Raw genomic sequence first — 22,113 nt, 5'->3', positions numbered from 1 at the left:
CTGGTCATACGACCACGATACCCGAATGCTTGGCCTTGTGTTCCGGTTCGACGTGAATGGTTATGCGGGCACCTGGAACGTCTTCCTTGATGGCGGTTTCGATCCGGTCGCAGATGTCATGAGCGGTATCGACGGACATGTCTCCGGGGACGACCAGATGGAAGTCTATGAAGGTGGATCTGCCGGCAATGCGCGTGCGCAGGTCATGAGCTTCCAGGGCGCCTTCTCCATGCTGGGAAATCTGCTCCCGGATCTTTGCGAGGACGTCCGCGGATGCGGCTTCGTCCATGAGCCCGCCAATTGACTCCTTGACCAGCTCCCAGCCGGACCAAAGAACCAGCAGACCAACAATGACCGCCAGCGCGGGGTCGAGCAACTGCCAGCCAGTAAGGAGCACCAGACCAACGCCCAGAAGCACGCCGACCGAGGTCACCACGTCCGTCAAAAGGTGTTTGCCGTCCGCGATGAGAGCGGGTGACCGGGTGCTTCTGCCGTAGGTCATCAGAAACCGGGCCCAAACTCCGTTGATGATCGCCGATGCCAGGTTCATTCCGAGCCCGAGCGGCGAATAATTCGGGTGGTCGCCGGCGGTGAAACCGATCCAGGCGGCTCTGAAAATGGAAATCGCGGCCAGCACGATCATCACGCCGACAAGAACGGCGGCGAAATACTCCGCCTTGTCATGACCGTAAGGGTGGTTCTTGTCCGCAGGCTTGGAGGCCAGCCAGACGGCTGCGAGTGCGGCGATGGACGAAACGATATTGACCGAGGTCTCGAGCGCGTCGGAATAAAGCGCGACCGACGCCGTCAGAAGGTAGGCGCCGATCTTGAGGGCGAGAACCAGGATGCCGACGAATATGCTTGCAAAAGCAACCCGAAGCCTCAAAGCCTGATCCATGCACTTCCCCGTAGCGTGAGCCGCCTCGCGGCAAGGGGTAGCAGCTTTTACGCAGGATACAAGACAGTCGCCGCGTTAATCCTGTACTTTCGGGAGGTGGTATCGGGACGACGAAGTCCGGACGGTGCCTCAGGCACCGTCGCGCAGGTTCAAGACAGCCGCGCCGATGATCTTGCCCGGTCCGTCGCGATCCTCGATCTGGACGATGATGGCGCAGCGGGCATCGCCTTTCAGCATCAATTTGGATTTCGGCATGCGGAACGTTTCGGAACCGCCTTCCCAAACCCCGATCGGCTGCAGGTTGCGGACTATGTTGACGTATCTGATCGTTCTGCCGGCATTCTCGCCCCGGCCGATATCGATCGTTGCCTCGTCCTCTATCCTGAGAAAATAGACCGTCGCCATCTTGGCACCGGCGGGCAGCTGCCCCTCCAGATCCGCCTGCACGACCATGTCGGAGATCTTCAGGTCGACCTGCGCAGTGAACGGGTCGGCGCGGTCAAGTGCGGCACGGACGTCGCGTTCCCGGCTGCCGACCACATGTTCCTCGCCGTTGATCACCATCTGCGGCGTATAGACCGAGCGGTCTCCGCGCCGGGTCGCGTAAGCGCGCTGGCGCTGGGAATGGACCGGGCTGGCAAGCGTGTCCTTCCAGCCCAGGTAATCCCAGTAGTCGACCGGCATCAGAACCGTCAGAACATCGCTGTCCTCTTCCACGAGGCGTTCGGCCAGCTTGTCCGCCGGAGGGCAGGACGAGCAGCCCTGGCTCGTGAACAGTTCCACCACCTTCTTGGGCTGTGCGCCGGCAACTTCCATCGATAAGACAAGACCGGCTATTCCTGCCAGAACAACAGCACCCGTACGGAAAGCCCGCTGCGCTTTCCGAATTGTTAGACCCACCATTTGGCTCATTTCCTTTTTCGGTTGCCGGTAAAATATGCAACTTGGCTTTCAATCGCGAGTCACGAGCCGGTGACATCGGTGAGAACGGGGAAAATTCGCGGAAATGTGAAATCGGCGTTGCCGGGCGTTACCGGTTTGCGGCTATGATCTTGCTGAGTTCCGGCAGGAAGACTTCCTGGTAGGAAGCCGGGCTCAGCGGGCCGATGAACTTGTACCGGATCGTGCCCTGCTTATCGATGACGAAGGTCTCGGGCACCCCGTAAACGCCCCATTCAATTGCGGTTCTTCCGGCATCATCGGCACCAATGCGATCATAAGGGTTGCCGAGGCTTCCAAGAAACCGCCGGGCATTTTCCGGCTTGTCCTTGTAGTTGATGCCAAGGAGCTGGATATCCTCGACCCTGGCAAGGTCTTCCAGGAGCGGGTGTTCGTCGCGGCAGGGGCCGCACCAGGAGGCAAACACGTTGACGACGGATACCTTGCCCAGAAGGTCTTCCCGGGAAAAGCCGGGGATCGGTGTTCCGTCCCGGGCGATGCCCTCGACCGCGGCCAGGGAAAACTCCGGCGCGGGTTTGTCGATCAGTGCCGACGGGATCTTCTGGGGGTCGTTGCCCAGAAGGAGCTGGAACATGAACAGCCCCGCCAGCGCCATGAACACCACGAGCGGCATCAGAACGAGGACAGGGAAGCCACGCTTTCCGTGGGTGCCGTCCGACTTGTCATCCGGCTTGAAGCCGGTTTTCGGTGCGTCCGTTTCCGTCATTGCTTTGGTGTGTCCGGCCGGTTGCGTACAATGCCCTGATCCGCGAGTTCCTTCAGCGCGCGATCCTGAACAAGCTTGTCTATCCGGACCCAGGCGACAAGGGCGAGGACGGTCAGGATGCAAAGCGCATAGGATGCGATGATGAAACCTGAATGCGGTCCGAGATCCATGGGCTTACTCCGCGGGCTGCGCTGTCGCGGCAGCGGTTCCAGGATGTGAAGCGCTCGCCGCCCGCATCCGGAGCGCGCGCACGCGGCGGCGCAGGATTTCGTTGCGCATGGCCATCAGATGCAAAACCAGGAACAGGAGCGTGAAGGCGATCGCCATGACCAGAAGCGGCCACAGCTGATCCGGGTGGATGGTCGGTCCGTCCAGGCGAACCACGCTGGCAGGCTGATGAAGCGTGTTCCACCAGTCCACGGAAAACTTGATGATCGGCAGGTTGAGCGCGCCGACAAGTGTCAGCACGGCTGCAGCCTTGCCCGCCTTGATCGGATCGTCCATCGTCCGCCAGAGAGTCATCAGCCCCAGATACATGATCAGGAGTACCAGAACGGAGGTGAGGCGTGCGTCCCAGACCCAGTATGTACCCCACATGGGCTTGCCCCACAAAGAGCCGGTCAACAGTGCCATGAAGGTAAAGGCGGCCCCGATCGGCGCCGCGCTTTTCGCAGAGACGTCAGCAAGCGGATGTTTCCAGACCAGGGTGCCGATCGAGGACAGGGACATGACCGTATAGCACATCATGCACAGCCAGGCGGCGGGGACATGGATATACATGATCCGGATGGTCTGACCCTGCTGATAGTCTTCGGGTGCCTGGAAGCTCATGTAGAGCCCGACCGCGAAGGTGATCACGCACAGACCGACGAGCCAGGGCAGAACGATCTGAACCAGCCTCAAGAACCGCGTCGGATTTGCATAATCCCAAAATGCCATAGTGCCCTATTTACTGCACTCTCCCGGTTCCTTCAATGCACTGCCATGTCGCAGGCTGCATTGCGCTCGATCAAGAGAGGGTGATGTTCATGGCTGTCCGCTCAGTCCGACGAGAAGCGCAGTGCGGCCGCTGAGGCAACGGGGCCGACGACCGCGGCAATCAGGGTCAACGCACACAGGATAAGAAACGGGGTCAGGAATGGGACCGGATCGTGAATGGCCGCATCTGCCGAGCTCACGCCGAAGATCAGCACCGGAATGGCCAGGGGGATGACAAGGACCGCAAGAAGCAGCCCGCCCCTGCGCAGTGAAACGGTCAGCGATGCTCCGATTGCGCCGATCAGCGTAAGCGCAGGCGTCCCGACGAGAAGCGTTGCCGTCACCGCACCCATCGATACCGGGTCGAGGTTCAGAAACACGCCGAGGAGCGGGGCGGCAACAACCAGCGGCAGGCCGGTTGCGATCCAGTGGGCCAGGCACTTCACCAGCACGACCAGTTCAAGCGGACGACCGGACATCATCATCAGGTCGAGCGTGCCGTCTTCCCGGTCGGCCTGAAACAGCCGGTCGAGGCCGAGAAGCGTTGCCAGAAGGGCGCCGATCCAGAGGATCGCCGGACCGATGCGGGCCAGCAGATTGAGATCGGGGCCGACACCGAAGGGAATGACGGTGACGACCGCAAGAAAGAACAGGACACCCACAAGGGCGCTGCCGCCGATGCGGACCGAAAGGCGCAGATCGCGCTTGAACAAGGCCATTGCCCAACCACTCATGACATCGCCTCCTCCTGCAGCAGCTTCCCGGGGTCGCCGGCTTGCAGATGCAGCGTGCGGATCTGGTTGAGTGCGAGGTCGGTATGCGTTGCGGTGACGACAACGCCGCCGTTGTCCAGATGCGTGTTCATCAGTCCGAGCAATTGCTGTTCGGATGCCTTGTCGAGTGCCGATGTCGGCTCGTCCATGAGCCAGATGGGCCGTGGTGTGATCAGAAGGCGTGACAGGGACAGACGCCGTCTTTGTCCGGCGGAAAGATAGGCCGCGGGGAGATGAGCGGTGTGCCCGATCCCGAGCGTCTCCAGCGCCTCGCCCGGCGTGTATCTGCCGCCGTCGAAGCCGTCCGGTTCGCAGGGCGCAGCGAAACTCTGCCAGAACTGGAGGTTCTCCGAAACGCTGAGCGCCGGTTTGACAGCATCCTGGTGGCCGAAATAATGCGCTTGTTCCTGTGGCAGAAGGTCAGGCAACCCTCCGTCCAGCCGCAGTGTGCCGGCGGCGAGCGGAACCAGTCCGGCGAGTGTTCGGAGCAGGGACGACTTGCCGATGCCGTTGGCGCCGGTGACAACGAGGGCTTCTCCCCGTTCAACCGCAAAGGACAGGTCCTGAAACACCCGGCGGCCACCGCGATCAATCGTCAGGTTTTCAGCAACAAGTTTCAGAAATCCGCTCCGCATGACAAGGCACGTTTGTCTTGTTAGTTCCGTGCACTGGTATCACGCAAGAGATTTCGCTGACTTGCCTTGTGTCAAACATTGGTTTGCCTCGACGAAGTCCAGTTGTTTCTCGACGCAGACCGCGCTCCACCGGGGCAGGAATTGCCAGGTCTCGGTTCCGTGTTAATCGAAAATCGCCTCGATCTGATCGATCCCGACCCCTTCCTTCACTTCTCTCAGCCGCAGGTAAAGGAGGCAGGCAACGATACACATGAAGCTGATCATGACGCCGAAGGCAGCCAGAGACGACGCGAAAGACAGAATTCCGCTCAAGGTTTCCGAAACCAGAGAAACCAATATCGTCAGAAAGAATGTCGCGAATGAAAACACAAGCTGAATCACGACGCTGCACAGACTGGCGAGCAGCATCGTTCCCAAGACTGCCAAGCGATATCCGTTCGTGAGTTCTCTGCTCCGCGAAAGGCTGCGCAAGCCCCTGTTCTCGATCACGGCCGCCGCGGGCATGAGCGAGAAGGCCGCAATCGACCAAAGGTAGATCACGAAGAATACCGGCAGCGCCACCAGTGAGAGCAGCGGTGTTACAAGGCCCAGGGCAAACATTGAGACCTGGACGACAACCAGAAGGGCGCAAATGGCAATGCCGAGCAGGCCAATGGATGGGGCTGCAGCCAACGCTGGGCCAAAAATCGCCCGAAGCCCTGTGGGCGTGAGATGTTTAGCGTCGTAAGTGAGTCTCGTCACCGCAGCGGAGATCAGGGAAGTCGCAGCGCAGAACGCCAGCAAGGATGTCAATAAGTAAACGGCCACCATCGGCCAGTTGGCGGAGGGGTCCTGAAAATTGACCACGCCAGAATTGGAGAGGACCAGTGCGAGCGGCACGAGAAAGAACGCCATGGGCACCGAAGACACGAGGATCATCCGGAAAACGTTTCTCGTGAGTATGGAAAAGCTCTCCGCAATGATGCTGCCAACACCCAGAGGAGGTTTTGGTTCCGATGCCTTTGTTACCGGCTGTGCCTGATCGCTCGAAGCATGAGGATCCACCGGATCCTGTTCAATCTGGTTCTGCAATTGTCCAAACCCATATTTTTTCGATGTATCCCGAACGTTCGCAGCTTGGTTTCGTCACGGCCCCAAGCGGAGTGGTTGGTGTGTCGGTTCTTTGCCGAAGCATCGGGCACAACAAATCTCAGCGCCCCGGAGGGGCGCTGAGGGTGCATTGATCAATCGAAGACGGACGCGATCTGGTCGACGTTCACGCCTTCCTTGATCTCGCGCAGACGGGCATAGATCAGTGCGATGAGAATACTGATGTAGCCGGCACCGAGCGTGGACATGCCGGCGAACAGAATGATGCCGATGATCAGACCGATCGATCCGATGCTGACGATCAGACCGACCACAAACATTGCGAGAAAGCTGATGATCATGGACAGAACGATCCCGAGAATCAGCGCCCCGACGATCGGCCAGCGATACTCCTTGGTGAGAAAGCGACTGCGGCCCATCGCGTTAAAACCGGCACGTTCAATCACGATGACCGGGGCGATCACGGCAAACACCGCATAAATCCAGAGGCCGGGTACGATGAACAGAACCAGGCCGATCGAAACCAGGATCGACAGCACGATGGTGATCACCGCCAGGGGCACAATCACGCTGATGGCGGGACCGATATACCGGCCGATCTGGATCGGACGGGTGAGTTTGGCATCATAGGCAAGCTGAACGAGCAGCGCTGTCGTGATGGAATAGACGATCATGTTGATCAGCAATGAGATAATGAAGGCAACCACGCTGCCGGGACCCGAGAAGTCCTGAACCTCCAGGCCGAGGGCAACGTTGTAGCCGGTCAAGGCTCCCGAAAGCAGGAACCCGATCAGCGTCGGCACGAAACCGATAATGATGACCTTGATGAAATGGCCGAACAGAATCGAGAAACTCTCGCCGACAATCGAGCCGACACCAAGAGGTGGCTTGGGCTGGCTGTAACCTGTGTCCGTCATGCAATTACTCCGTTTTCATCAAAAAGAATCACTTAAACCAAAAATCGCCAGGGCGTTATGCATACACCTCAAACGCGCATCTTTCGTCCCGGGTGCCTGACAATAAAAGCAACGGAACCTGTCCACAAGCTGTGCCTCGGACCCGGATCGAGGCGGATTGTCAGTCAAACACCGATGCGATCTGGTCAACGCTCACACCCTCCTTGATTTCCCGCAGCCGCGCATAGATTAGGGCTGTCAGGATGCTGATCAGGCCTGTTCCGATAGCCGTCAGCGCTGCGTAGACAACAATCGAAAGCGCCAGAATGCCGCTGGTCATGGCCAGATCGGCGACAAACAGGGCGAGGATGATGATCACGAGAGCACAGATCCATGTGATCACAAGCGCGCCGACGATCGGCCACCGGTATCCTTTTGTCAGTTTCTCACTCCGGCGCAGCCCCTTGAAGCCAAGCCGCTCGATGACAATCGCCGGCTCCATGACGGAAAAGACCGCGTAGACCCAAAGCCCCGGAATGATGAAGGCGAGCGAGGCGATCCCCATGAGCAGTCCGACACCGATGCCCAGGATTGCGATCGGGAAAATCGATGACATGGCCGGACCGATGTATTTTCCGAGTGTGATCGGCCGGTTGAGTTTGGAATCGTAGGCGAGCTGCACCATGAAGGCGGTCGTGATCGAGTAGACCACGAGATCCACCAGACTGATCAGGGCGCTCGCGCCGCCGGACGAGCCGCCGGTGTCGTCGAGGCTCAGGACCGTGTTGAAGCCCACAAGAGCGCCGGATAACAAGACACCCAGCAGGCTCGGCACGAAGCCGATCAGCAGGATCGGGAAGAACTGCCTGAACAGAATGGAAAAGCTGTCACCGATGAGGGTTCCCACGCCGAGAGGAAGGTCTGTTCCGGTGTCCCGTGTTTCCGTCATGTTTCCTCCAAGGCCGGAGTGATTGTGGTCAGCGCCAGGCCCTCGGGCTGCAGAAGAGTGTCGGTCAGGCGTCTTCTCCGTTCTGTGCATAATGCTTGTTTTCGCGCCGGTCTCCAAAGAGCTGCCGCTGTTCAAGATGTTCACGCTGGGCCTTGTAAAACGCCTGCAGAAATTTCACCCGGTCCGCAGGCGGAACAGGGCTGGCATAGCCGATCTTCTTGCGGATCTTTTCAACAATCGCCGCGATCGTCTTGTCCCGCTCCGCCAGGATGTTGCCGGACGGGCGGGTCTCCTGCGCCCGCAACAGGCCCTCGAGCGTCTGCAGTTCGAAGGCGCCGTAATGGTCGAGCTGATGGGACAGGAACACGAACCCCTTCTTGTCCCGGGTCATCACGCGGGGTTCCCGTGCGAGGTCTTTCAGAAGAACCGGCACAGGAAGGTGAATGACATGCGTGCCGGCCATCATGTCGCCCAGCCGGCGGCGATAGCGGTCGAAGATGGGGACGAACAGGCATATCGCAATCCAGCCGAAGGCAAGAAGCGAGCCCAGGGGGGAGGACGCATCGAGCATCAGAACCAGCGTTCCGGGAAGAAAGACCTCGGCTTCCTTCATCATGTTGCGCAGGACAAGCGCGTGGGTCGTCAGGGGGCCGCCATCATGGGAGACAACCTTGATCTTCATGATGCGTTTGCCGAGCGTCTGACCGTTCCAGGCCAGTTCCGCCAGGATGTAGTAAGGAACGCGGATGAGGAAGAACAAGAGGGCGCCGATGGCGACGATCGTTTGCGGCCCGGTGATGTTCAGCGTTGCCAGCAGGATCATGATGCAGACCAGGGCGGCGGTCGTGATGGCGATGTCCGTGATCTGCGCACCCAGGCGGACGCCGACACCGGCGATCTGCATCGTCAGCGGGACGCCTTCGGGCGGCATGAGCTGATTGCGCGAGGGGCGTTCCGTTTTCCTTTTTCTGCGGAGCCGTGGGATCATTTTTGCTCCCGCCCCGCGAACAGGAACCAGATCAGCCAGAGCGCGCCGATCCCCCAGCCGATGATGAAGCGCATGTAAATGTCCTGAACGAGCTGCCTTCCGAAACCTTCCAGGAACGCCGCGACCAGCAGCATCAGCGCGGCGACAAGCGCCAGTTTCAGGGCGTCGCGTCCGGCCAGGCGCAGGGACGTGATGCGCGAGACGTCGCCGGGAAACATCAGCGCGGTGCCAAGTTTCAGCCCGCCGGCACAGGCAATGCAGATTGCCGAGAGTTCCGTGACCCCGTGGATCGACAGCCAGCCCGCAATGTCCGGCCCGAGCCCCCGGTCGACATGCAGCGCATAAAACGCCCCGAGCATCAGGCCGTTGTAGAATGTGAGCACGACCGCGGGTGCGCAGGCGAAGACACCAAGACCGAACACAAAAATCGCGATGCGGGTGTTGTGCGAGAACAGGTAGGTGGCAAAAGCGCCTAGCCCGGAGCTGTCGGGGTTCTGGTCATAGATGACCGACCGCAGGGCCTCGTAGGTGGCATCGGGCCCGCGCCCGCCCGCCAGCTCCGCCGGCATGAAGACATAGTACCAGTCAGCGCTTTCGAAATAGAGAAGGTATCCGGAGAGGGCGCCGAGACCCATGCACAGGAACCCGAGCAGGATGAACGGCCAGGAACGGCGCATGGCCTGCGGGGCACCGTGCGAAAAGAACCGCTGAAACAGGCCGCCCAGGCGCTCCTGCGGCGCATAGACACAGAGATAGGCGCGGGCCGTCAAAGCTTCCAGGTATCCGAGCAAGGCCTTGTCCAGCGAGATCTCGCGGGCAATCGCAAGCGACGTGGTTGCCTGCCGGTAGAGGGATGCCAGGTCCCGCGCCTCGGCGAAATCCATGTACTGCAGGCCCCGGCTTTCGGCGGCCATGACGAGCTGTTCGAGCCGCTGCCAGTCGGCCTCCCGTTCCTTGCGAAAGCGCGCCGAGCGCATGAGATCCTGATCCTGCATCAAATCATCTCCCGCGCCTTGATTTCCAGGTAGGTCGAAATCAGGCGGGCCGTGACCGCATTCGGTTTTGCGTCGACGATCGTGACCCCCATGCGCGCAAGCCGTTCCAGCACGAGCCTGCGCTCGTTCATGGACTGGTTGGCCGCAACCAGCGTTGCTGCGCCTTCGAGATTGTCCGGCGCGGTTTCGACCATGGTTTCCATGTCGGGATCGCGAATGGCGACAAAGATCAGAAGATGGCGCTTGGCCAGAATGCCGATGTTCTCGATCAGGAGTTCCGCCGAGGTCGTGTCGATAAAATCGGTAAACACGATGATCAGGCTGCGTTTGGGCGTGCGGGCGTTCAGCTCGGTGAGCGCGAGCGTGTGGTTGGTCTCCCGGCTGACATAGGAAAGTTCCGCGGTCCAGTTGCGCAGCCGCGCAAAGGCACTCCGTCCGGGGGCCGGCGCGGCAAAGGTTCTCGGGCGGACGTCGTAGGAATAGTACCCGACCAGGTCGCCACCGACGGCGGCCGCCCACGCGGTTGCCAGACCTGCCGTGACTGCGTGGTCGATCTTCGGCAGGCCGGCGATTTCCTCGCGCATGAGGTAGCCGTTGTCGAGTGCGATGATCACGTGGTGGTTCCGTTCGGCGCGCAATTCCTTGGCAACCAGTGAACGGCGCTTGGCCGAGCGTTTCCAGTCGATCGACTTGATGTCCATGCCGGGCACGAAATCGCGCAGCTGATGGAATTCGGAGCCTTCGCCCAGGGCGCGGTTTTCCTTGACGCCGTAAAGTGTCGACATGACGGTCGTGGTGATTTCACCGGATTGGACCTGCCGGATATTGGGCACGACACGAAGTTCGGCGCCCAGATCGAGCTTCGGGACAAATTCCAGCAATCCCAGTTTCGAAACCCAGAACAGCCATAGATGCTCCAGCTGCCAGATCCCCCGCCGCACGGCACGGACCTCAATATCTGCATGGCTGGTGCCGTCGGCATGGGGCTGAAACGCGATTTCATGCTCACCGCTCAGACCCTCCGGCCACTCCAGTTTGGCGCTCAGGTCGCGCGGTGCCTGTTCAAGGACAAGATGGAGACGGACCGTCTCTCCGACGAAGATCTCCAGCGGCGCCTCGAAGGTGAGGTTTTTCGGCCGCTGCAGGGACGATGCCATGTCGAAGGCAACCACGAGCCCGAGCAGCAGCCAGGGCAGGATGGCAAGATCGCGCAGGGCCGTGCTCGCGACAATCATGATCAATGAGACCAGAAGCGTCACGCCGGCAAGTGCGAGCAGTCTTTTCGACGGACGTATCAGCGCGGTGCCTCGATCTGGTTGAGAATATTGTCGAGGACCTGGTCGGCGCTGCGTCCCTCGATTTCGGCTGCCGGACCGAGAACGATCCTGTGGCGAAGCGAGGGCACGAAGAGGCGCTTGACGTCGTCGGGGATGGCAAAGTCCCGCCCGTTGAGCGCGGCCGTCGCCCGTGTGGCGCTGACCAGCGCGTCTGCGGCACGGGTCGAGGCGCCGAATGCGATTTCGGCGTTCTGGCGTGTCGCGCGCACGAGACGGAGAATATAGGCGAGAATGTCGTCCTTCAGGATAATGCCGTCGACCAGCTTTCGGGTTTCGGCAAGCGCTGCGGCGTCCAGGACTTTCGACAGGGTCGCCGTTTCCAGCCCCGATTCCAGCGGCTGTGCCGCATGCTGGCGCAGGATCGCCATTTCCGTGGTCTCGGGCGGAAAATCGATCATGAGCTTGAACAGGAAGCGGTCCAGTTGCGCTTCCGGCAGGGGATAAGTGCCCTGCTGTTCGATCGGGTTCTGGGTCGCGACCACGATGAACTCGCTGCCGAGGGAATGGTCGGTGCCGTCGATGGAGACCGTACGCTCGTTCATGGCCTGAAGCAGGGCGGCCTGGGTCTTGGGCGGAGCGCGGTTGATTTCGTCTGCCAGCAACACCTGGGAAAAGACCGGTCCCTTGGTCAGGATGAATTCATTCGTCCTGAAATCGAAGATCGAGGTGCCGAGAACGTCGCCGGGCATGAGATCGGGGGTGAACTGAATCCGGCCGAAATCAAGATCAAGCGCGGCGGAAAAACTGCGTGCCAGCAGCGTTTTTGCCGTACCGGGAGGGCCTTCGAGCAGGACGTGGCCCCGCGCAAACAGGGCGACCAGCAGGAGGTCGATGATTTCATCCTGGCCGAGGACGGCTTTTCCAATCTCGGCTCTCAGGGCGTCCGTGCGTTGGCGTAGGACCTCAAGCGTCATGGGTGATTTGCTCCAAAACCTGTTCGAACTCGTCAATAAGGTGAATTGCCTCGGCGGCGTGGGCGCGCGCGGGCAGGCGTCTGATCTCGGCAAGAACCGACCGGAGCCGGGCGGCCTCGCCCGGGTGCTGCCGGTCTGCAAAATTCAGGAATTCGTCCTCGCTCGCATAGTGACGGGCGTGCGAGGGACCGAACAGCGCGGCCGCGACGGCGGAGATCCGGGCTGCTGCATATTCGTGTACAAGCGCCCCGTCCTGGCCGGAAAGACGCATCAGCCTGGCCCGCGCCTCGATGGCAAGGGCCTTGCCGGAACCGCTCGCGGCCCGCTCACGCAGGACCGGTCCATAGCGGAGCGCGGCCCGCCACAGGAACAGCGTGAACAGGAAACCTGCGCCAAGCCACAGAATGAGAAACGGCGGACCGAAGAAGCGGCTGAGATCCGTCCAGGTGCGCTCGCGCACAGGTTCCTGGAAAGGATCGCGCAGCCAGGAGGTTCGGCTGTAGTCGATCACAATGTTGCCCTCATCGGTCTGCGATGACAGGAAGTCCGCCGCGATCTGTGCATTGTCGCCGAGACGAAGGCCATGATTGTTCAAAAGATCCGGATCTGACAGGACAAGAACGCGGTCGCGCACGCCGTTTCCATCCGACTGCGCATCGGCAGGCAGGGGACAGCTGCCAAGGATCATTGCCTCCGACGTTCCGATGATGGGATCGCAGCCCTGGCTGCGGAACATCTGTGCGGCGTAGAGCCTTGCCGTCAGGGTGGCGCCATCCGTCGCGCGATAGCTGAACTCGGTGAAGGGCGTCCGGCCATAGACCAGCTCCGCAGCACCGCTGCCCGTGATTTCCTCAAGCGTGTCGGTGATCTTGCCCGGTTCGATCAGAAGCACAGGATGGGCTATTCCGGTCAGGCGCATGCCGCTGCGCCATTTGGGCATTACGAAAAGCGTCGGAACCGTCTGCGCCTTGGTCAGGACCGCTTCGGTCGCAAAGTCATATTCGTCCGACTGGAGAAGATATTCTTCCTTCGATGCGGGAGGTGTTCGCGCCACATCAAGCGCGGTGTCGTAGACCGGCAGGATCAACAGATCGACCGTCGTCTGATCGATCGGCCAGCCGCCGGCAAAATTGTAGGAGGTGATGTCATTCGATGTCAGCCAGACCTGAAGGCCGTCGAGACCCGACGGCGAGCTGCGCAGTGTTTGCTGGCGCTGCGACATGACATACCAGAACGCCAGGAGAGCGATGACGCAGACGGCTGCGATCACCAGATATTCGATGCGCGGGCCGCCGGACCGGGGCGTGGTGGTCGTGTCGCTCATGCCGCACTGGCTCCAAGCAGTTGCTGGCAAGACGAGACGTGTTCACGGAACTCGTCTTCGGAAACATCCCTACCGCCGAACTGGACACGCTCGCTGTTGAGCACAAGCGTACGCAAAAGGGTCTGCTGGGCGTCCGCGAGCGGGATGTTCCGCAGCGTGTCACGCGCCGTCCAGCTGCGCTGCATGAGCACGCCATTGGTCGTTGCAAGTGTGGCCAGAACCTTCTGCGTCAGCATGACCAGCGCTTCACGCCTGTCCGCGATCCGCATGATATCGTTGAACGAGCCAAGTTTTTCTGCCCAGACAGGCGTGTTTTGCGGTCCCGCCGCGCGGCGGCTGTCAGGGTTCTCGGCATCGCGTTGCAGCGTGACGGCAATGTTTCCGCCGAACCGGATCACAAGAAAGGCCAGGCCGGCAAGAACGAGGCCGGCAATCAGCGTGAAGGTCCAGCGGGATCCGGGTGCCATGACACTTTCCGTCTCAGATCGCGCCGTTGGCTGCTGAGGTTGCTGTTCTGTCTCGAGCTTGGGTGCCGGAGCGGTGGGATCGTAATATGCAACGTCCGGATCTATCCCGTGCAGGCGGATCGAACGCAGATATTCGTCGCCCGACTCCCCGATCTCCAGGGGTTCACGAACCGGTTCTTGCGCGTTGGCAGCAATCAGGGGTGCCGTCAGGCCGAGTATCAGAATGGTCAGAAACAAGCGCCGCATGGCCGTTTTGATAGCGGCAACGGGTTAACGTGGCAATAACCCGGTGCTCACGAGGCAGCCCGATCTCTGGTTGTATTGACATTGTCAATCCAAACAGTGGCCTGCGTCTTGCCCCACCAGTGCTCACCGGTGCAAAATTCGACAGGGGCGGGTCTGGAAAATTTTGTATACGTTTGTATATAAAGTCTGTCCGTTCGATCGTGTCCAGCTTAACACGGCCGATCACTTCTCGCCCCCTTCAAGGCGCTGACATGCGCATCTTCTGGTGATCGGTGCGAAAGTTTTGTATAGGGGCAGAGAGGCGGCGCGCATTCGACGGCAGGCCCGCCGGTCGGCCTCATGTGCGCTGCGACAGGCTCGAAACGGGCAAACGCGGTTCCTTGCCGGGAACTGCCGGAGATCATGACAGGCAGCCGGTCAGACGCGGACCTGCTGCTGCGGACAGTGAAGGAGAGCACGTGCCGTGACCCAGTCCCTTGACAGTTTCAAGTGCAAAACGACGCTTCAGGTCGGTGACAAGACCTACACCTATTTCTCCATTCCGGAAGCGGAGAAAAACGGCCTGGAAGGAGTGTCCAGGCTGCCGTTTTCCCTGAAGGTCGTTCTTGAGAACCTGCTGCGCTTCGAAGACGGGCGGAGCGTCACCAAGGAGGACATCGTCGCCTGTGCCGAATGGCTGAAAGAGAGAAAATCCTCGCACGAGATCTCCTACCGGCCCGCGCGCGTGCTCATGCAGGATTTTACGGGTGTTCCCGCGGTCGTTGATCTCGCGGCCATGCGCGATGCCGCGGTCAAGCTCGGCGGTGATCCGGAAAAGGTCAACCCGCTTGTCCCCGTCGATCTGGTCATCGACCACTCGGTGATGGTCGACTATTTCGGCACCAAGGACGCGTTCAAGCTGAATGTGGAACTGGAATACGAGCGCAACCAGGAGCGCTACGAGTTCCTGCGCTGGGGCCAGTCGGCGTTCGACAATTTCCGCGCCGTGCCTCCCGGGACCGGCATCTGCCACCAGGTGAACCTGGAATATCTCGCACAGACGGTCTGGACGAAGGAAGAAAACGGCGAAACGGTTGCTTATCCCGATACGCTTGTCGGCACCGACAGTCACACCACGATGGTCAACGGGCTGGCGGTCCTCGGCTGGGGCGTCGGCGGCATCGAGGCGGAAGCCGGCATGCTCGGCCAGCCGATTTCCATGCTGATCCCGGAAGTCATCGGTTTCAAGCTGACCGGCAAACTGAACGAAGGCATCACCGCGACCGACCTCGTGCTGCGGGTCGTTGAAATGCTGCGTCAGAAGGGCGTCGTGGGCAAGTTCGTGGAATTCTACGGACCCGGCCTCGACAACCTGTCGCTGGAAGATGCGGCAACCATCGCCAACATGGCCCCGGAATACGGCGCGACCTGCGGCTTCTTCCCGGTCGACCGTGAAACGCTGAAATATCTCGAGGCGACCGGTCGCGACAAGGACCGGGTTGCGCTCGTCGAGGCCTATTCCAGGGCGCAGGGCATGTTCCGCGCCGGCGGCGAAGAGCCGGAATTCACCGATACGCTGGAACTGGACATCACCACGGTCGTTCCGGCCGTCTCCGGGCCGAAACGGCCGCAGGACCGCATCAACCTCTCCGATGCCGCCAGCGGCTTTGCGAAGACCATGGCGGAGGAATTCAAGAAGGCAGACGAACTTTCCAAGCGCGTTGCGGTCGAGGGCAAGGACCACGACCTGGGCAATGGCGATGTTGTCATCGCGGCGATCACATCCTGCACCAACACGTCCAACCCGTCGGTTCTGATCGGGGCGGGCCTCGTCGCGCGCAACGCGCTGAAGAAAGGCCTCGACGTCAAGCCGTGGGTGAAAACCTCGCTGGCACCCGGCTCCCAGGTTGTGACGGACTACCTGGAGAAGGCAGGGCTTCAGGCCGATCTGGATGCGCTCGGTTTCGACCTGGCCGGTTATGGCTGCACCACCTGTATCGGCAATTCCGGCCCGCTCGACCCGGCCATTTCGGCCGCGATCAACGACAACGACCTGATCGCCTGTTCGGTGCTTTCCGGCAACCGGAACTTTGAGGGCCGGGTGAACCCGGATGTGCGCGCCAATTACCTGGCATCGCCGCCGCTGGTCGTCGCCTATGCGATTGCCGGCAATCTCAACGTCAACATCACCGAAGACCCGCTCGGCAATGACCGGGACGGCAACCCGGTCTATCTCAGGGACATCTGGCCGAGCACGGAAGAGATCACCGATCTCATCCGCGCCTCGATCACCGAAGAAATGTTCCGCGGGCGCTACGGCGACGTCTTCAAGGGCGACGCACACTGGCAGAACATCAAGGTGGAAGGCGGGTTGACCTATACCTGGCCGGTCTCCTCGACCTATGTCCAGAACCCGCCCTATTTCGAAGGCATGACCATGGAGCCGCAACCGCTCGAGGACATCGAGAATGCGGCGGTCATGGGCCTGTTCCTGGATTCCATCACCACCGACCACATTTCGCCGGCCGGTGCCATCAAGGCCGACAGCCCGGCGGGCCAGTATCTCTCAGAGCATCAGGTCGCCCGCAAGGACTTCAACTCCTACGGCTCGCGGCGCGGCAACCACCAGGTCATGATGCGCGGCACCTTCGCCAATATTCGCATCAAGAACCAGATGGTGCCGGGCGTCGAGGGTGGCGTCACCATGAAGGACGGCAAGAAGGAATGGATCTACGACGCCTGCATGGAATACAAGGAGGCCGGCACACCGCTGGTCATTTTCGCGGGCAAGGAATACGGCACCGGGTCATCGCGTGACTGGGCGGCAAAAGGCACCAAGCTGCTCGGCGTGCGCGCCGTGATCACGCAGTCCTTTGAACGTATTCACCGCTCCAACCTTGTCGGCATGGGCGTCATCCCGCTGACCTTCAAGGAAGGCGAGAGCTGGCAGTCGCACGGCATCAAAGGCACCGAGCGCGTCACCATCCGGGGCATCGCCGATATCAAGCCGCGGCAGATGATGGACGTTGAGGTGACCTATGAGGACGGCACCACCAAGACCATCGAGTGCCTGTGCCGCGTCGATACCGAGGACGAGCTGGAATACATCAAGGCCGGCGGCATTCTGCACTACGTCCTGCGGAATCTCGTCAACAGCTGATCCCTGCCGAAACCGGACTAAACTTAGAGCGGGCCCTTCGGGGCCCGTTTTTGTTGCCGGATCAGAAACCTGCGCTATTCGTTATCTTTCTCACAATTCAATTTACCTGCGCTTAATTTCTGAAAGTAAATATGAGATGTGAGAATGATAAAATTTGGACATTGCGATGCCAGAGGACATTTATAGCGAAGCGGGATTGGTATTTATAGCAGGGTTAACTTTATTGTTAATGATTTTTATTGTCGGATTTTGGGTATTTTTGTCTAAAATTGTCAATTTCCTCCCGCGAAATCAAAGCCTCAGAGTCGCGTCTCCCGATTTTACCGTAGAGCCGGATCGTATCCACGATATCCTTGAGCAATCCAGCAACCGTGCCGCGCGCCGCATCCGGCGTCCTGTTCCGGCACCGGAAGTTTCTGTGAAATCCGAAACTGCCGCCGACGCGTCGCGGCTGGCATTCGAGGGCAACGCCGAAAGGCATGTTGCCGAACCGGACAGAGCACCGCGAGCGGCCGCTGAAATTCTGGAAACGGTTTCGGTCGTGTTGCGCCGGCAGGTTCCGATCCGCGCCGATGAAAAACCGCAATCCTGGTTCGGCGGACGTCCGATGATGCCCGATAATGTGCCGTGGCCGAAATCGATCTCGCTCGAACACCCGCAACGTGGCGAAATTCCACTTCATTTCCTTGCGCAGATCTCGTGTGCAGAGTTGCCGGAGGAACTCTGGGGCGGGCTGGGGCCGCGCGAGGGCTGGCTCTTGTTCTTCATTGACCCGAATACCGGCGACCTGGACGGCCGGACCGAGGGCTGCAGGGTGATCCACACACGCACGCTCGGTTCGGAGCGCCAGGCGCCGCCGGAACTGGGTCCTGTCCATGACGGTACGTATGCCGGGCCGCATTACGGACATCTGGAAGGCACGGGCGAGGTTCCGAATACCTGGCGCCGCTGGCCGGTCGACTGCGTGACGGTGCCGAACCGGGTGGTTCGCGACGGCGAAGTGCTGCGGGTCGCACCGGACCGGTTCGCGCACGTGCTTTATGCGGGCAAGGAGGTTTCGGATGCAGAGCGCCCGCCGGTTCCCGATCCCTTTACCGCGCGCATGGCGCTTGCGGTCCTGACGTCCATCGAGACACGGCTTGCCAAGCAGCCGCTCAAACCGGATCTGCCGCCGAACGTCTTGGAGGCGCTGGGTGATCCGGACGTTTTCCGCTCGCTCCGGCCGGATCTTCCGGCTCTGGAGCAGGAGATCGGGACGCTGAGCCAAGCTCTGACCAGCGCGGGCGAGACGGATGAGGGACCGGCTGATGAAGACCTTGATCGTCTTCACGAACTCGAAGTGCGGCTGGAGCGCGACAGAAAGCTCGCTGCCGTGCTTGACCGGTGTCCGTCGCCGGCGTCGCTTCGCAGTTATCAGGAAGAAACGGTCCGGGCCAACGAAAGCTGGCGGCAGGATGCCCTGCGCGACTTGCGCGACATCATCGACCAGCTTCGTGCCGGCGACCCTGACAGGGCCCTTCTGGACGGAGAATGGGCCGACATTGCCGTTCATCTCGAGCAGACCAGGACCGGCTATTTCGAGTTCCGGAGCGCAGTGGGGGCCGAGCAAGGCGTGCAGGCGATCGAGCACGAGATTTCTCTTTCCAGGCTCTGCAACGCGAACTATCTGCGGCTTTGGGAGTTCGTTGCCGACTACTACGCCGATCCCCAATTGCGGTCCCTGATACCGGTGGATGTGCTTGCCCGCTTCGAGCCCTTCTGGCGCCGGCTGAACGACAACCGGCCGCACCGCGCAGGCGGGGCTTTCGACGGTATTCAGTCCGAGCCGCAAAGCGGGCCGACATCGCGCCTTCTGCTTCTGAACCTGGCCGGTGACGATGCCATGCACTGGACATGGGGAGATGCCGGGATTGTCTATTTCATGATTTCGACGCAAGATCTTGAAGAAGGCCGGTTCGAGAACGCTGCAGTCACGTTGGAGTGCCACTGACAACGAACCGCCGGTCCATGTCTGTCAGATCGGGGTTGAACAATGTCCCAAGCACGGTCTCCCAGTGTTTCACACATCGCCCCGGTTCTGAGGGTGAGCGATCTTGGTCAATCGATTGCCTATTACCGGGATTGTCTCAAATTCACCGTCGCCTTCGAGTGGGCGGATGGTGAGGGCGAGCCGGTCCGTTACGCCGTTCTGGAATACGGAAAGTCCGGTGTTCACCTGACACAGAGCGACCAGCCGGGCGGCACCACGGCCTATTGTTTCGTCGACGGGATTGACGCTTATCATGCCATTGCGAAGGCAGCGGGCGCCAACATCACCGAAGACATCAGCGACCAGCCCTGGCGCATGCGCGAGTTTGAAACGCGCGATCCGGACGGAAACGTGCTCCTCTTCGGAGAACATCTCGACCGTGTCGAGATGCGTGAAAAACCGGGTCACCGGCACCTGTGGGACAGTTTCTGGTATCACGGGATTTTCCACCCGCATGATCATGAAAGTCAGAAGGATCAGGCGGAAAACTGACGCAAGGCTTCTCCAGCACCAGCTTGCGAAAAACATCAATATGTGACGCGACCGCTTGTGGCCGCGCCCAAAGATTGGCTACCTTCATTTCCGTTGTCGTGGAGACCTGTAAATGACAGGAGCCAGTTGATGTGGGATTTTGATTTTTCCCGCGCCGTCGGATTGATGGCGCGGACGTTTCCTTATCTGATTTTCAGAGTGATTGTTTATGGCGGCATCGCCGTCGCCTATGTTGTCGTTACCGGATTTGGCGCAGGCGTCGGCTATGGTCTTGGCTGGTTCGGAGGGCCGGATTCGCAGGCCGGGTTCGCCTTCTGGGGTGGCCTGATCGGGTTCGGACTGACGGCGACCGTGATTTATTTCCTGCGCGAATATCTGCTCTACACCGTGAAGGCGGGACACATCGCGGTTCTGGTCGAACTGATGGACGGCAAGGACCTGCCTGACGGACAAGGCCAGGTCGCCTATGGCGCAAGCGTGGTCAAGGAGCGCTTCGTGCAGTCGAGTGCGCTTTTCGGGCTCGACCAACTCGTCAAGGGCGTGATCCGCGCGATCAGCGGTTTTGTCGAAGGCATTGCATCGGTGCTGCCGATCCCGGGACTGAACGGCCTCGTTTCGCTGTTCCGGGCCTTCATGAAGGTGGCCGTTGGGTTTGTCGATGAAGTCATTCTTGCGCATGCCATCCGCACGCGCTCCGACAATGCCTGGGCGTCGGCGCGCGAAGCGTTGGTTCTTTACGGGCAGAATTACCAGGCGATGCTGAAGAATGCGGCCTTTATCGCGCTCTTCACCTACATTATCGCGATCCTGGTGTTCCTGTTCATGCTCGCGCCTGCTGCCGGGCTGGTCTACCTGATGCCCGGTTCCTGGAGTGCGGGTGGTCTGGTCTTTGCGATCATTTTTGCCTGGGCGGTCAAGGCCGCGGTTCTGGAACCACTTGCCATCACGCTGATGATGCAGGTGTTCTTCAAGGTGACGGACGGCCAGACACCGAACCCGGAATGGGATGCGAAGCTGTCGCAGATGTCCGACAAGTTCGTCGAGATCAAGGACAAGGCTTTTGAAGGAACCCGGCCGGGCGACGCCGCCGCTCCTGCCGAGTAAGACGGGTGCAAAATTGGAAACCCGGCAAGGACCAAATTTCAGACAAGATTTATTTCAGGGGGTGCACATGACCAGTTTGAAGACGCCAATCGGCCTCGCCGCCGTGTTCCTTGCCGGGCTTTCACAACCTGCTCTTGCCGATGACTGCATTGCCCGGTTTACGGAAATCTATATGCAGCTCGACCAGGGCGTTCCGACGAAAACGGTCGCAACAACCCAGTTCAAGGGTGCGCCGGCCACGGTCAATGACTTTCTCTTTCTCAGCCAGGACCACCACATGACCGTGCCGACAAACCCGGCCGGGCCGTGGGTGCTGACCTATCAGAACGTCATGTACCAGTCGGCGGATGAGGGCAAAAGCTGGACCAAGGTGCGCGACCTCGACAGTGCGCAGAATGCGGAAGGGGCGATCGCGGCAAAAAAGACCAACGCGGAAACCATCCGCAACGCTTCCTGCGGTGAAGACAGCATCGACGGCGTTTCCCTTGAAAAGGTTGCCGCCGACCTGACGGTCAGCCAGGGCATGGTCACCGAAAACCGCTACACCTACTGGCTCTCCCGCGATGACGGCTTCATCGTCAAGGCGCTTTACGAGACAACCGCGCCCAACTTCGAAATGGTGACGACCCAGACGATCGAAGCGGCACCGGAACTTTCACTGCCGACGCCGCAATAGGGCGACAACCGGGTTTGTCCTAGCCGCGTCCGCGATAGGGGGCGACGCCCTGTTCCGGGATCCAGACGCCGTCCGGTGCCGGGCCGGTCTGGTAGAAGACGTCGATCGGGATGCCGCCGCGTGGATACCAGTAGCCGCCGATCCGGAGCCATTCGGGGTTCAGGAGATCGACCAGCCGCTTACCGATCGATACCGTGCAGTCTTCGTGAAACGCACCGTGATTGCGGAACGATCCCAGGTAGAGCTTCAGCGATTTGCTCTCCACCAGGAAGTCCCGGGGAACATAGTCGATGACGAGGTGGGCAAAGTCGGGCGCCGCCGTGATCGGACACAGCGAGGTGAATTCCGGGGCAACGAACCGGACCATGTACTTCGTTCCTGCCTGTGGGTTCGGAACCTTTTCCAGCACAGCCTTTTCCGGATCGTCCGGCAACTCCGTTGCCGTTCCAAGCTGCGTGAGATTTTCGTAGATGCTCTTGTCCGACATGATGTTCTCCTTGTCGCCGGTCATCCGCTCG

The 22,113-nt window shown here is 60.4% G+C and carries 22 protein-coding genes; 5 read left to right on the top strand and 17 right to left on the bottom strand.

Features of this window, described 5'->3' with window-relative positions; all coding sequences use genetic code 11:
• Positions 1 to 4: 4 nt before the first annotated feature.
• The 16 genes from RBB49_RS07230 to RBB49_RS07155 form a co-directional block, all read right to left on the bottom strand.
• A complete protein-coding gene (locus RBB49_RS07230) occupies positions 5 to 898 on the bottom strand; it encodes a cation diffusion facilitator family transporter (protein ID WP_306142043.1) in 894 nt (297 codons plus the stop codon).
• 129 nt (positions 899 to 1,027) lie between these two features.
• Positions 1,028 to 1,801, bottom strand: a complete 774-nt coding sequence (locus RBB49_RS07225) for a thioredoxin family protein (RefSeq protein WP_306142042.1) — start codon at positions 1,799 to 1,801, stop codon at positions 1,028 to 1,030.
• A gap of 127 nt (positions 1,802 to 1,928) precedes the next feature.
• Complete coding sequence (locus RBB49_RS07220; protein WP_306142382.1) at positions 1,929 to 2,471, bottom strand: DsbE family thiol:disulfide interchange protein; 543 nt, start codon at positions 2,469 to 2,471, stop codon at positions 1,929 to 1,931.
• Positions 2,472 to 2,560: 89 nt separating this feature from the next.
• Positions 2,561 to 2,734 carry a heme exporter protein CcmD gene (gene ccmD, locus RBB49_RS07215; RefSeq protein ID WP_306142041.1) on the bottom strand — a complete coding sequence of 58 codons (174 nt, stop codon included), beginning with the start codon at positions 2,732 to 2,734 and terminating at the stop codon, positions 2,561 to 2,563.
• A 4-nt stretch (positions 2,735 to 2,738) separates the two neighbouring features.
• Positions 2,739 to 3,503 carry a heme ABC transporter permease gene (locus tag RBB49_RS07210; protein ID WP_306142040.1) on the bottom strand — a complete coding sequence of 255 codons (765 nt, stop codon included), beginning with the start codon at positions 3,501 to 3,503 and terminating at the stop codon, positions 2,739 to 2,741.
• A gap of 101 nt (positions 3,504 to 3,604) precedes the next feature.
• Positions 3,605 to 4,276, bottom strand: a complete 672-nt coding sequence (gene ccmB / locus RBB49_RS07205; protein ID WP_306142039.1) for a heme exporter protein CcmB — start codon at positions 4,274 to 4,276, stop codon at positions 3,605 to 3,607.
• The gene (ccmA, locus tag RBB49_RS07200; RefSeq protein ID WP_306142038.1) at positions 4,273 to 4,950 is read right to left on the bottom strand and encodes a heme ABC exporter ATP-binding protein CcmA; all 678 of its coding nucleotides are present in this window, start codon (positions 4,948 to 4,950) and stop codon (positions 4,273 to 4,275) included. Before ccmA ends, ccmB begins: the two co-directional genes overlap by 4 nt.
• A gap of 162 nt (positions 4,951 to 5,112) precedes the next feature.
• A complete protein-coding gene (locus RBB49_RS07195) occupies positions 5,113 to 5,844 on the bottom strand; it encodes a hypothetical protein (protein ID WP_306142037.1) in 732 nt (243 codons plus the stop codon).
• Positions 5,845 to 6,173: 329 nt separating this feature from the next.
• Positions 6,174 to 6,956, bottom strand: a complete 783-nt coding sequence (locus tag RBB49_RS07190) for a hypothetical protein (protein WP_306142036.1) — start codon at positions 6,954 to 6,956, stop codon at positions 6,174 to 6,176.
• A gap of 160 nt (positions 6,957 to 7,116) precedes the next feature.
• Complete coding sequence (locus tag RBB49_RS07185; RefSeq protein ID WP_306142035.1) at positions 7,117 to 7,884, bottom strand: hypothetical protein; 768 nt, start codon at positions 7,882 to 7,884, stop codon at positions 7,117 to 7,119.
• A gap of 64 nt (positions 7,885 to 7,948) precedes the next feature.
• Positions 7,949 to 8,872 carry an RDD family protein gene (locus RBB49_RS07180; protein WP_306142034.1) on the bottom strand — a complete coding sequence of 308 codons (924 nt, stop codon included), beginning with the start codon at positions 8,870 to 8,872 and terminating at the stop codon, positions 7,949 to 7,951.
• Complete coding sequence (locus RBB49_RS07175; protein ID WP_306142033.1) at positions 8,869 to 9,867, bottom strand: stage II sporulation protein M; 999 nt, start codon at positions 9,865 to 9,867, stop codon at positions 8,869 to 8,871. The genes RBB49_RS07180 and RBB49_RS07175 overlap by 4 nt, the downstream gene beginning before the upstream one ends.
• The gene (locus RBB49_RS07170) at positions 9,867 to 11,102 is read right to left on the bottom strand and encodes a DUF58 domain-containing protein (protein WP_306142032.1); all 1,236 of its coding nucleotides are present in this window, start codon (positions 11,100 to 11,102) and stop codon (positions 9,867 to 9,869) included. The genes RBB49_RS07175 and RBB49_RS07170 overlap by 1 nt, the downstream gene beginning before the upstream one ends.
• A 59-nt stretch (positions 11,103 to 11,161) precedes the next feature.
• On the bottom strand, positions 11,162 to 12,118 hold the full coding sequence (locus RBB49_RS07165; RefSeq protein WP_306142031.1) for a MoxR family ATPase: 957 nt from the start codon (positions 12,116 to 12,118) through the stop codon (positions 11,162 to 11,164).
• Complete coding sequence (locus tag RBB49_RS07160) at positions 12,108 to 13,442, bottom strand: hypothetical protein (RefSeq protein ID WP_306142030.1); 1,335 nt, start codon at positions 13,440 to 13,442, stop codon at positions 12,108 to 12,110. Before RBB49_RS07160 ends, RBB49_RS07165 begins: the two co-directional genes overlap by 11 nt.
• Positions 13,439 to 14,155: a DUF4129 domain-containing protein gene (locus RBB49_RS07155; protein ID WP_306142029.1), complete on the bottom strand. Its 717-nt coding sequence runs from the start codon at positions 14,153 to 14,155 to the stop codon at positions 13,439 to 13,441. The genes RBB49_RS07160 and RBB49_RS07155 overlap by 4 nt, the downstream gene beginning before the upstream one ends.
• A 463-nt stretch (positions 14,156 to 14,618) precedes the next feature.
• On the opposite strand from RBB49_RS07155, the gene acnA reads away from it, so the two are divergent.
• The 5 genes from acnA to RBB49_RS07130 all read left to right on the top strand — a co-directional run bounded on the left by acnA (position 14,619) and on the right by RBB49_RS07130 (position 21,595).
• A complete protein-coding gene (gene acnA, locus RBB49_RS07150) occupies positions 14,619 to 17,294 on the top strand; it encodes an aconitate hydratase AcnA (protein ID WP_306142028.1) in 2,676 nt (891 codons plus the stop codon).
• 418 nt (positions 17,295 to 17,712) lie between these two features.
• Complete coding sequence (locus RBB49_RS07145) at positions 17,713 to 19,284, top strand: DUF1963 domain-containing protein (protein WP_306142027.1); 1,572 nt, start codon at positions 17,713 to 17,715, stop codon at positions 19,282 to 19,284.
• A gap of 42 nt (positions 19,285 to 19,326) precedes the next feature.
• The gene (locus RBB49_RS07140; protein WP_306142026.1) at positions 19,327 to 19,815 is read left to right on the top strand and encodes a glyoxalase superfamily protein; all 489 of its coding nucleotides are present in this window, start codon (positions 19,327 to 19,329) and stop codon (positions 19,813 to 19,815) included.
• Positions 19,816 to 19,944: 129 nt separating this feature from the next.
• On the top strand, positions 19,945 to 20,919 hold the full coding sequence (locus RBB49_RS07135) for a hypothetical protein (RefSeq protein ID WP_306142025.1): 975 nt from the start codon (positions 19,945 to 19,947) through the stop codon (positions 20,917 to 20,919).
• Positions 20,920 to 20,986: 67 nt separating this feature from the next.
• Positions 20,987 to 21,595 carry a hypothetical protein gene (locus tag RBB49_RS07130; protein WP_306142024.1) on the top strand — a complete coding sequence of 203 codons (609 nt, stop codon included), beginning with the start codon at positions 20,987 to 20,989 and terminating at the stop codon, positions 21,593 to 21,595.
• A gap of 19 nt (positions 21,596 to 21,614) precedes the next feature.
• Here RBB49_RS07130 and queF read toward each other — a convergent pair whose 3' ends face one another.
• Positions 21,615 to 22,082 (bottom strand): preQ(1) synthase, encoded by a 468-nt coding sequence (queF, locus tag RBB49_RS07125; RefSeq protein ID WP_306142023.1) that lies wholly within the window; start codon positions 22,080 to 22,082, stop codon positions 21,615 to 21,617.
• Positions 22,083 to 22,113: the final 31 nt, after the last annotated feature.

The sequence above is a fragment of the Roseibium sp. MMSF_3412 genome (assembly GCF_030733265.1).
Taxonomy (GTDB): Bacteria; Pseudomonadota; Alphaproteobacteria; order Rhizobiales; family Stappiaceae; genus Roseibium.
Note: the sequence above shows the minus strand (reverse complement) of the source record. Positions and strands in the feature narration are given on the sequence as shown.

What these genes read in the sequence shown, in the direction of transcription:
- RBB49_RS07230 (WP_306142043.1), bottom strand. Translation starts at nt 898, where the DNA reads ATGGATCAGGCTTTGAGGCTTCGGGTTGCTTTTGCAAGCATATTCGTC.
- RBB49_RS07225 (WP_306142042.1), bottom strand. Translation starts at nt 1,801, where the DNA reads ATGGTGGGTCTAACAATTCGGAAAGCGCAGCGGGCTTTCCGTACGGGT.
- RBB49_RS07220 (WP_306142382.1), bottom strand. Translation starts at nt 2,471, where the DNA reads ATGCCGCTCGTGGTGTTCATGGCGCTGGCGGGGCTGTTCATGTTCCAG.
- ccmD (WP_306142041.1), bottom strand. Translation starts at nt 2,734, where the DNA reads ATGGATCTCGGACCGCATTCAGGTTTCATCATCGCATCCTATGCGCTT.
- RBB49_RS07210 (WP_306142040.1), bottom strand. Translation starts at nt 3,503, where the DNA reads ATGGCATTTTGGGATTATGCAAATCCGACGCGGTTCTTGAGGCTGGTT.
- ccmB (WP_306142039.1), bottom strand. Translation starts at nt 4,276, where the DNA reads ATGAGTGGTTGGGCAATGGCCTTGTTCAAGCGCGATCTGCGCCTTTCG.
- ccmA (WP_306142038.1), bottom strand. Translation starts at nt 4,950, where the DNA reads ATGCGGAGCGGATTTCTGAAACTTGTTGCTGAAAACCTGACGATTGAT.
- RBB49_RS07195 (WP_306142037.1), bottom strand. Translation starts at nt 5,844, where the DNA reads ATGGCGTTCTTTCTCGTGCCGCTCGCACTGGTCCTCTCCAATTCTGGC.
- RBB49_RS07190 (WP_306142036.1), bottom strand. Translation starts at nt 6,956, where the DNA reads ATGACGGACACAGGTTACAGCCAGCCCAAGCCACCTCTTGGTGTCGGC.
- RBB49_RS07185 (WP_306142035.1), bottom strand. Translation starts at nt 7,884, where the DNA reads ATGACGGAAACACGGGACACCGGAACAGACCTTCCTCTCGGCGTGGGA.
- RBB49_RS07180 (WP_306142034.1), bottom strand. Translation starts at nt 8,872, where the DNA reads ATGATCCCACGGCTCCGCAGAAAAAGGAAAACGGAACGCCCCTCGCGC.
- RBB49_RS07175 (WP_306142033.1), bottom strand. Translation starts at nt 9,867, where the DNA reads ATGCAGGATCAGGATCTCATGCGCTCGGCGCGCTTTCGCAAGGAACGG.
- RBB49_RS07170 (WP_306142032.1), bottom strand. Translation starts at nt 11,102, where the DNA reads ATGATTGTCGCGAGCACGGCCCTGCGCGATCTTGCCATCCTGCCCTGG.
- RBB49_RS07165 (WP_306142031.1), bottom strand. Translation starts at nt 12,118, where the DNA reads ATGACGCTTGAGGTCCTACGCCAACGCACGGACGCCCTGAGAGCCGAG.
- RBB49_RS07160 (WP_306142030.1), bottom strand. Translation starts at nt 13,442, where the DNA reads ATGAGCGACACGACCACCACGCCCCGGTCCGGCGGCCCGCGCATCGAA.
- RBB49_RS07155 (WP_306142029.1), bottom strand. Translation starts at nt 14,155, where the DNA reads ATGCGGCGCTTGTTTCTGACCATTCTGATACTCGGCCTGACGGCACCC.
- RBB49_RS07140 (WP_306142026.1), top strand. Translation starts at nt 19,327, where the DNA reads ATGTCCCAAGCACGGTCTCCCAGTGTTTCACACATCGCCCCGGTTCTG.
- RBB49_RS07135 (WP_306142025.1), top strand. Translation starts at nt 19,945, where the DNA reads ATGTGGGATTTTGATTTTTCCCGCGCCGTCGGATTGATGGCGCGGACG.
- RBB49_RS07130 (WP_306142024.1), top strand. Translation starts at nt 20,987, where the DNA reads ATGACCAGTTTGAAGACGCCAATCGGCCTCGCCGCCGTGTTCCTTGCC.
- queF (WP_306142023.1), bottom strand. Translation starts at nt 22,082, where the DNA reads ATGTCGGACAAGAGCATCTACGAAAATCTCACGCAGCTTGGAACGGCA.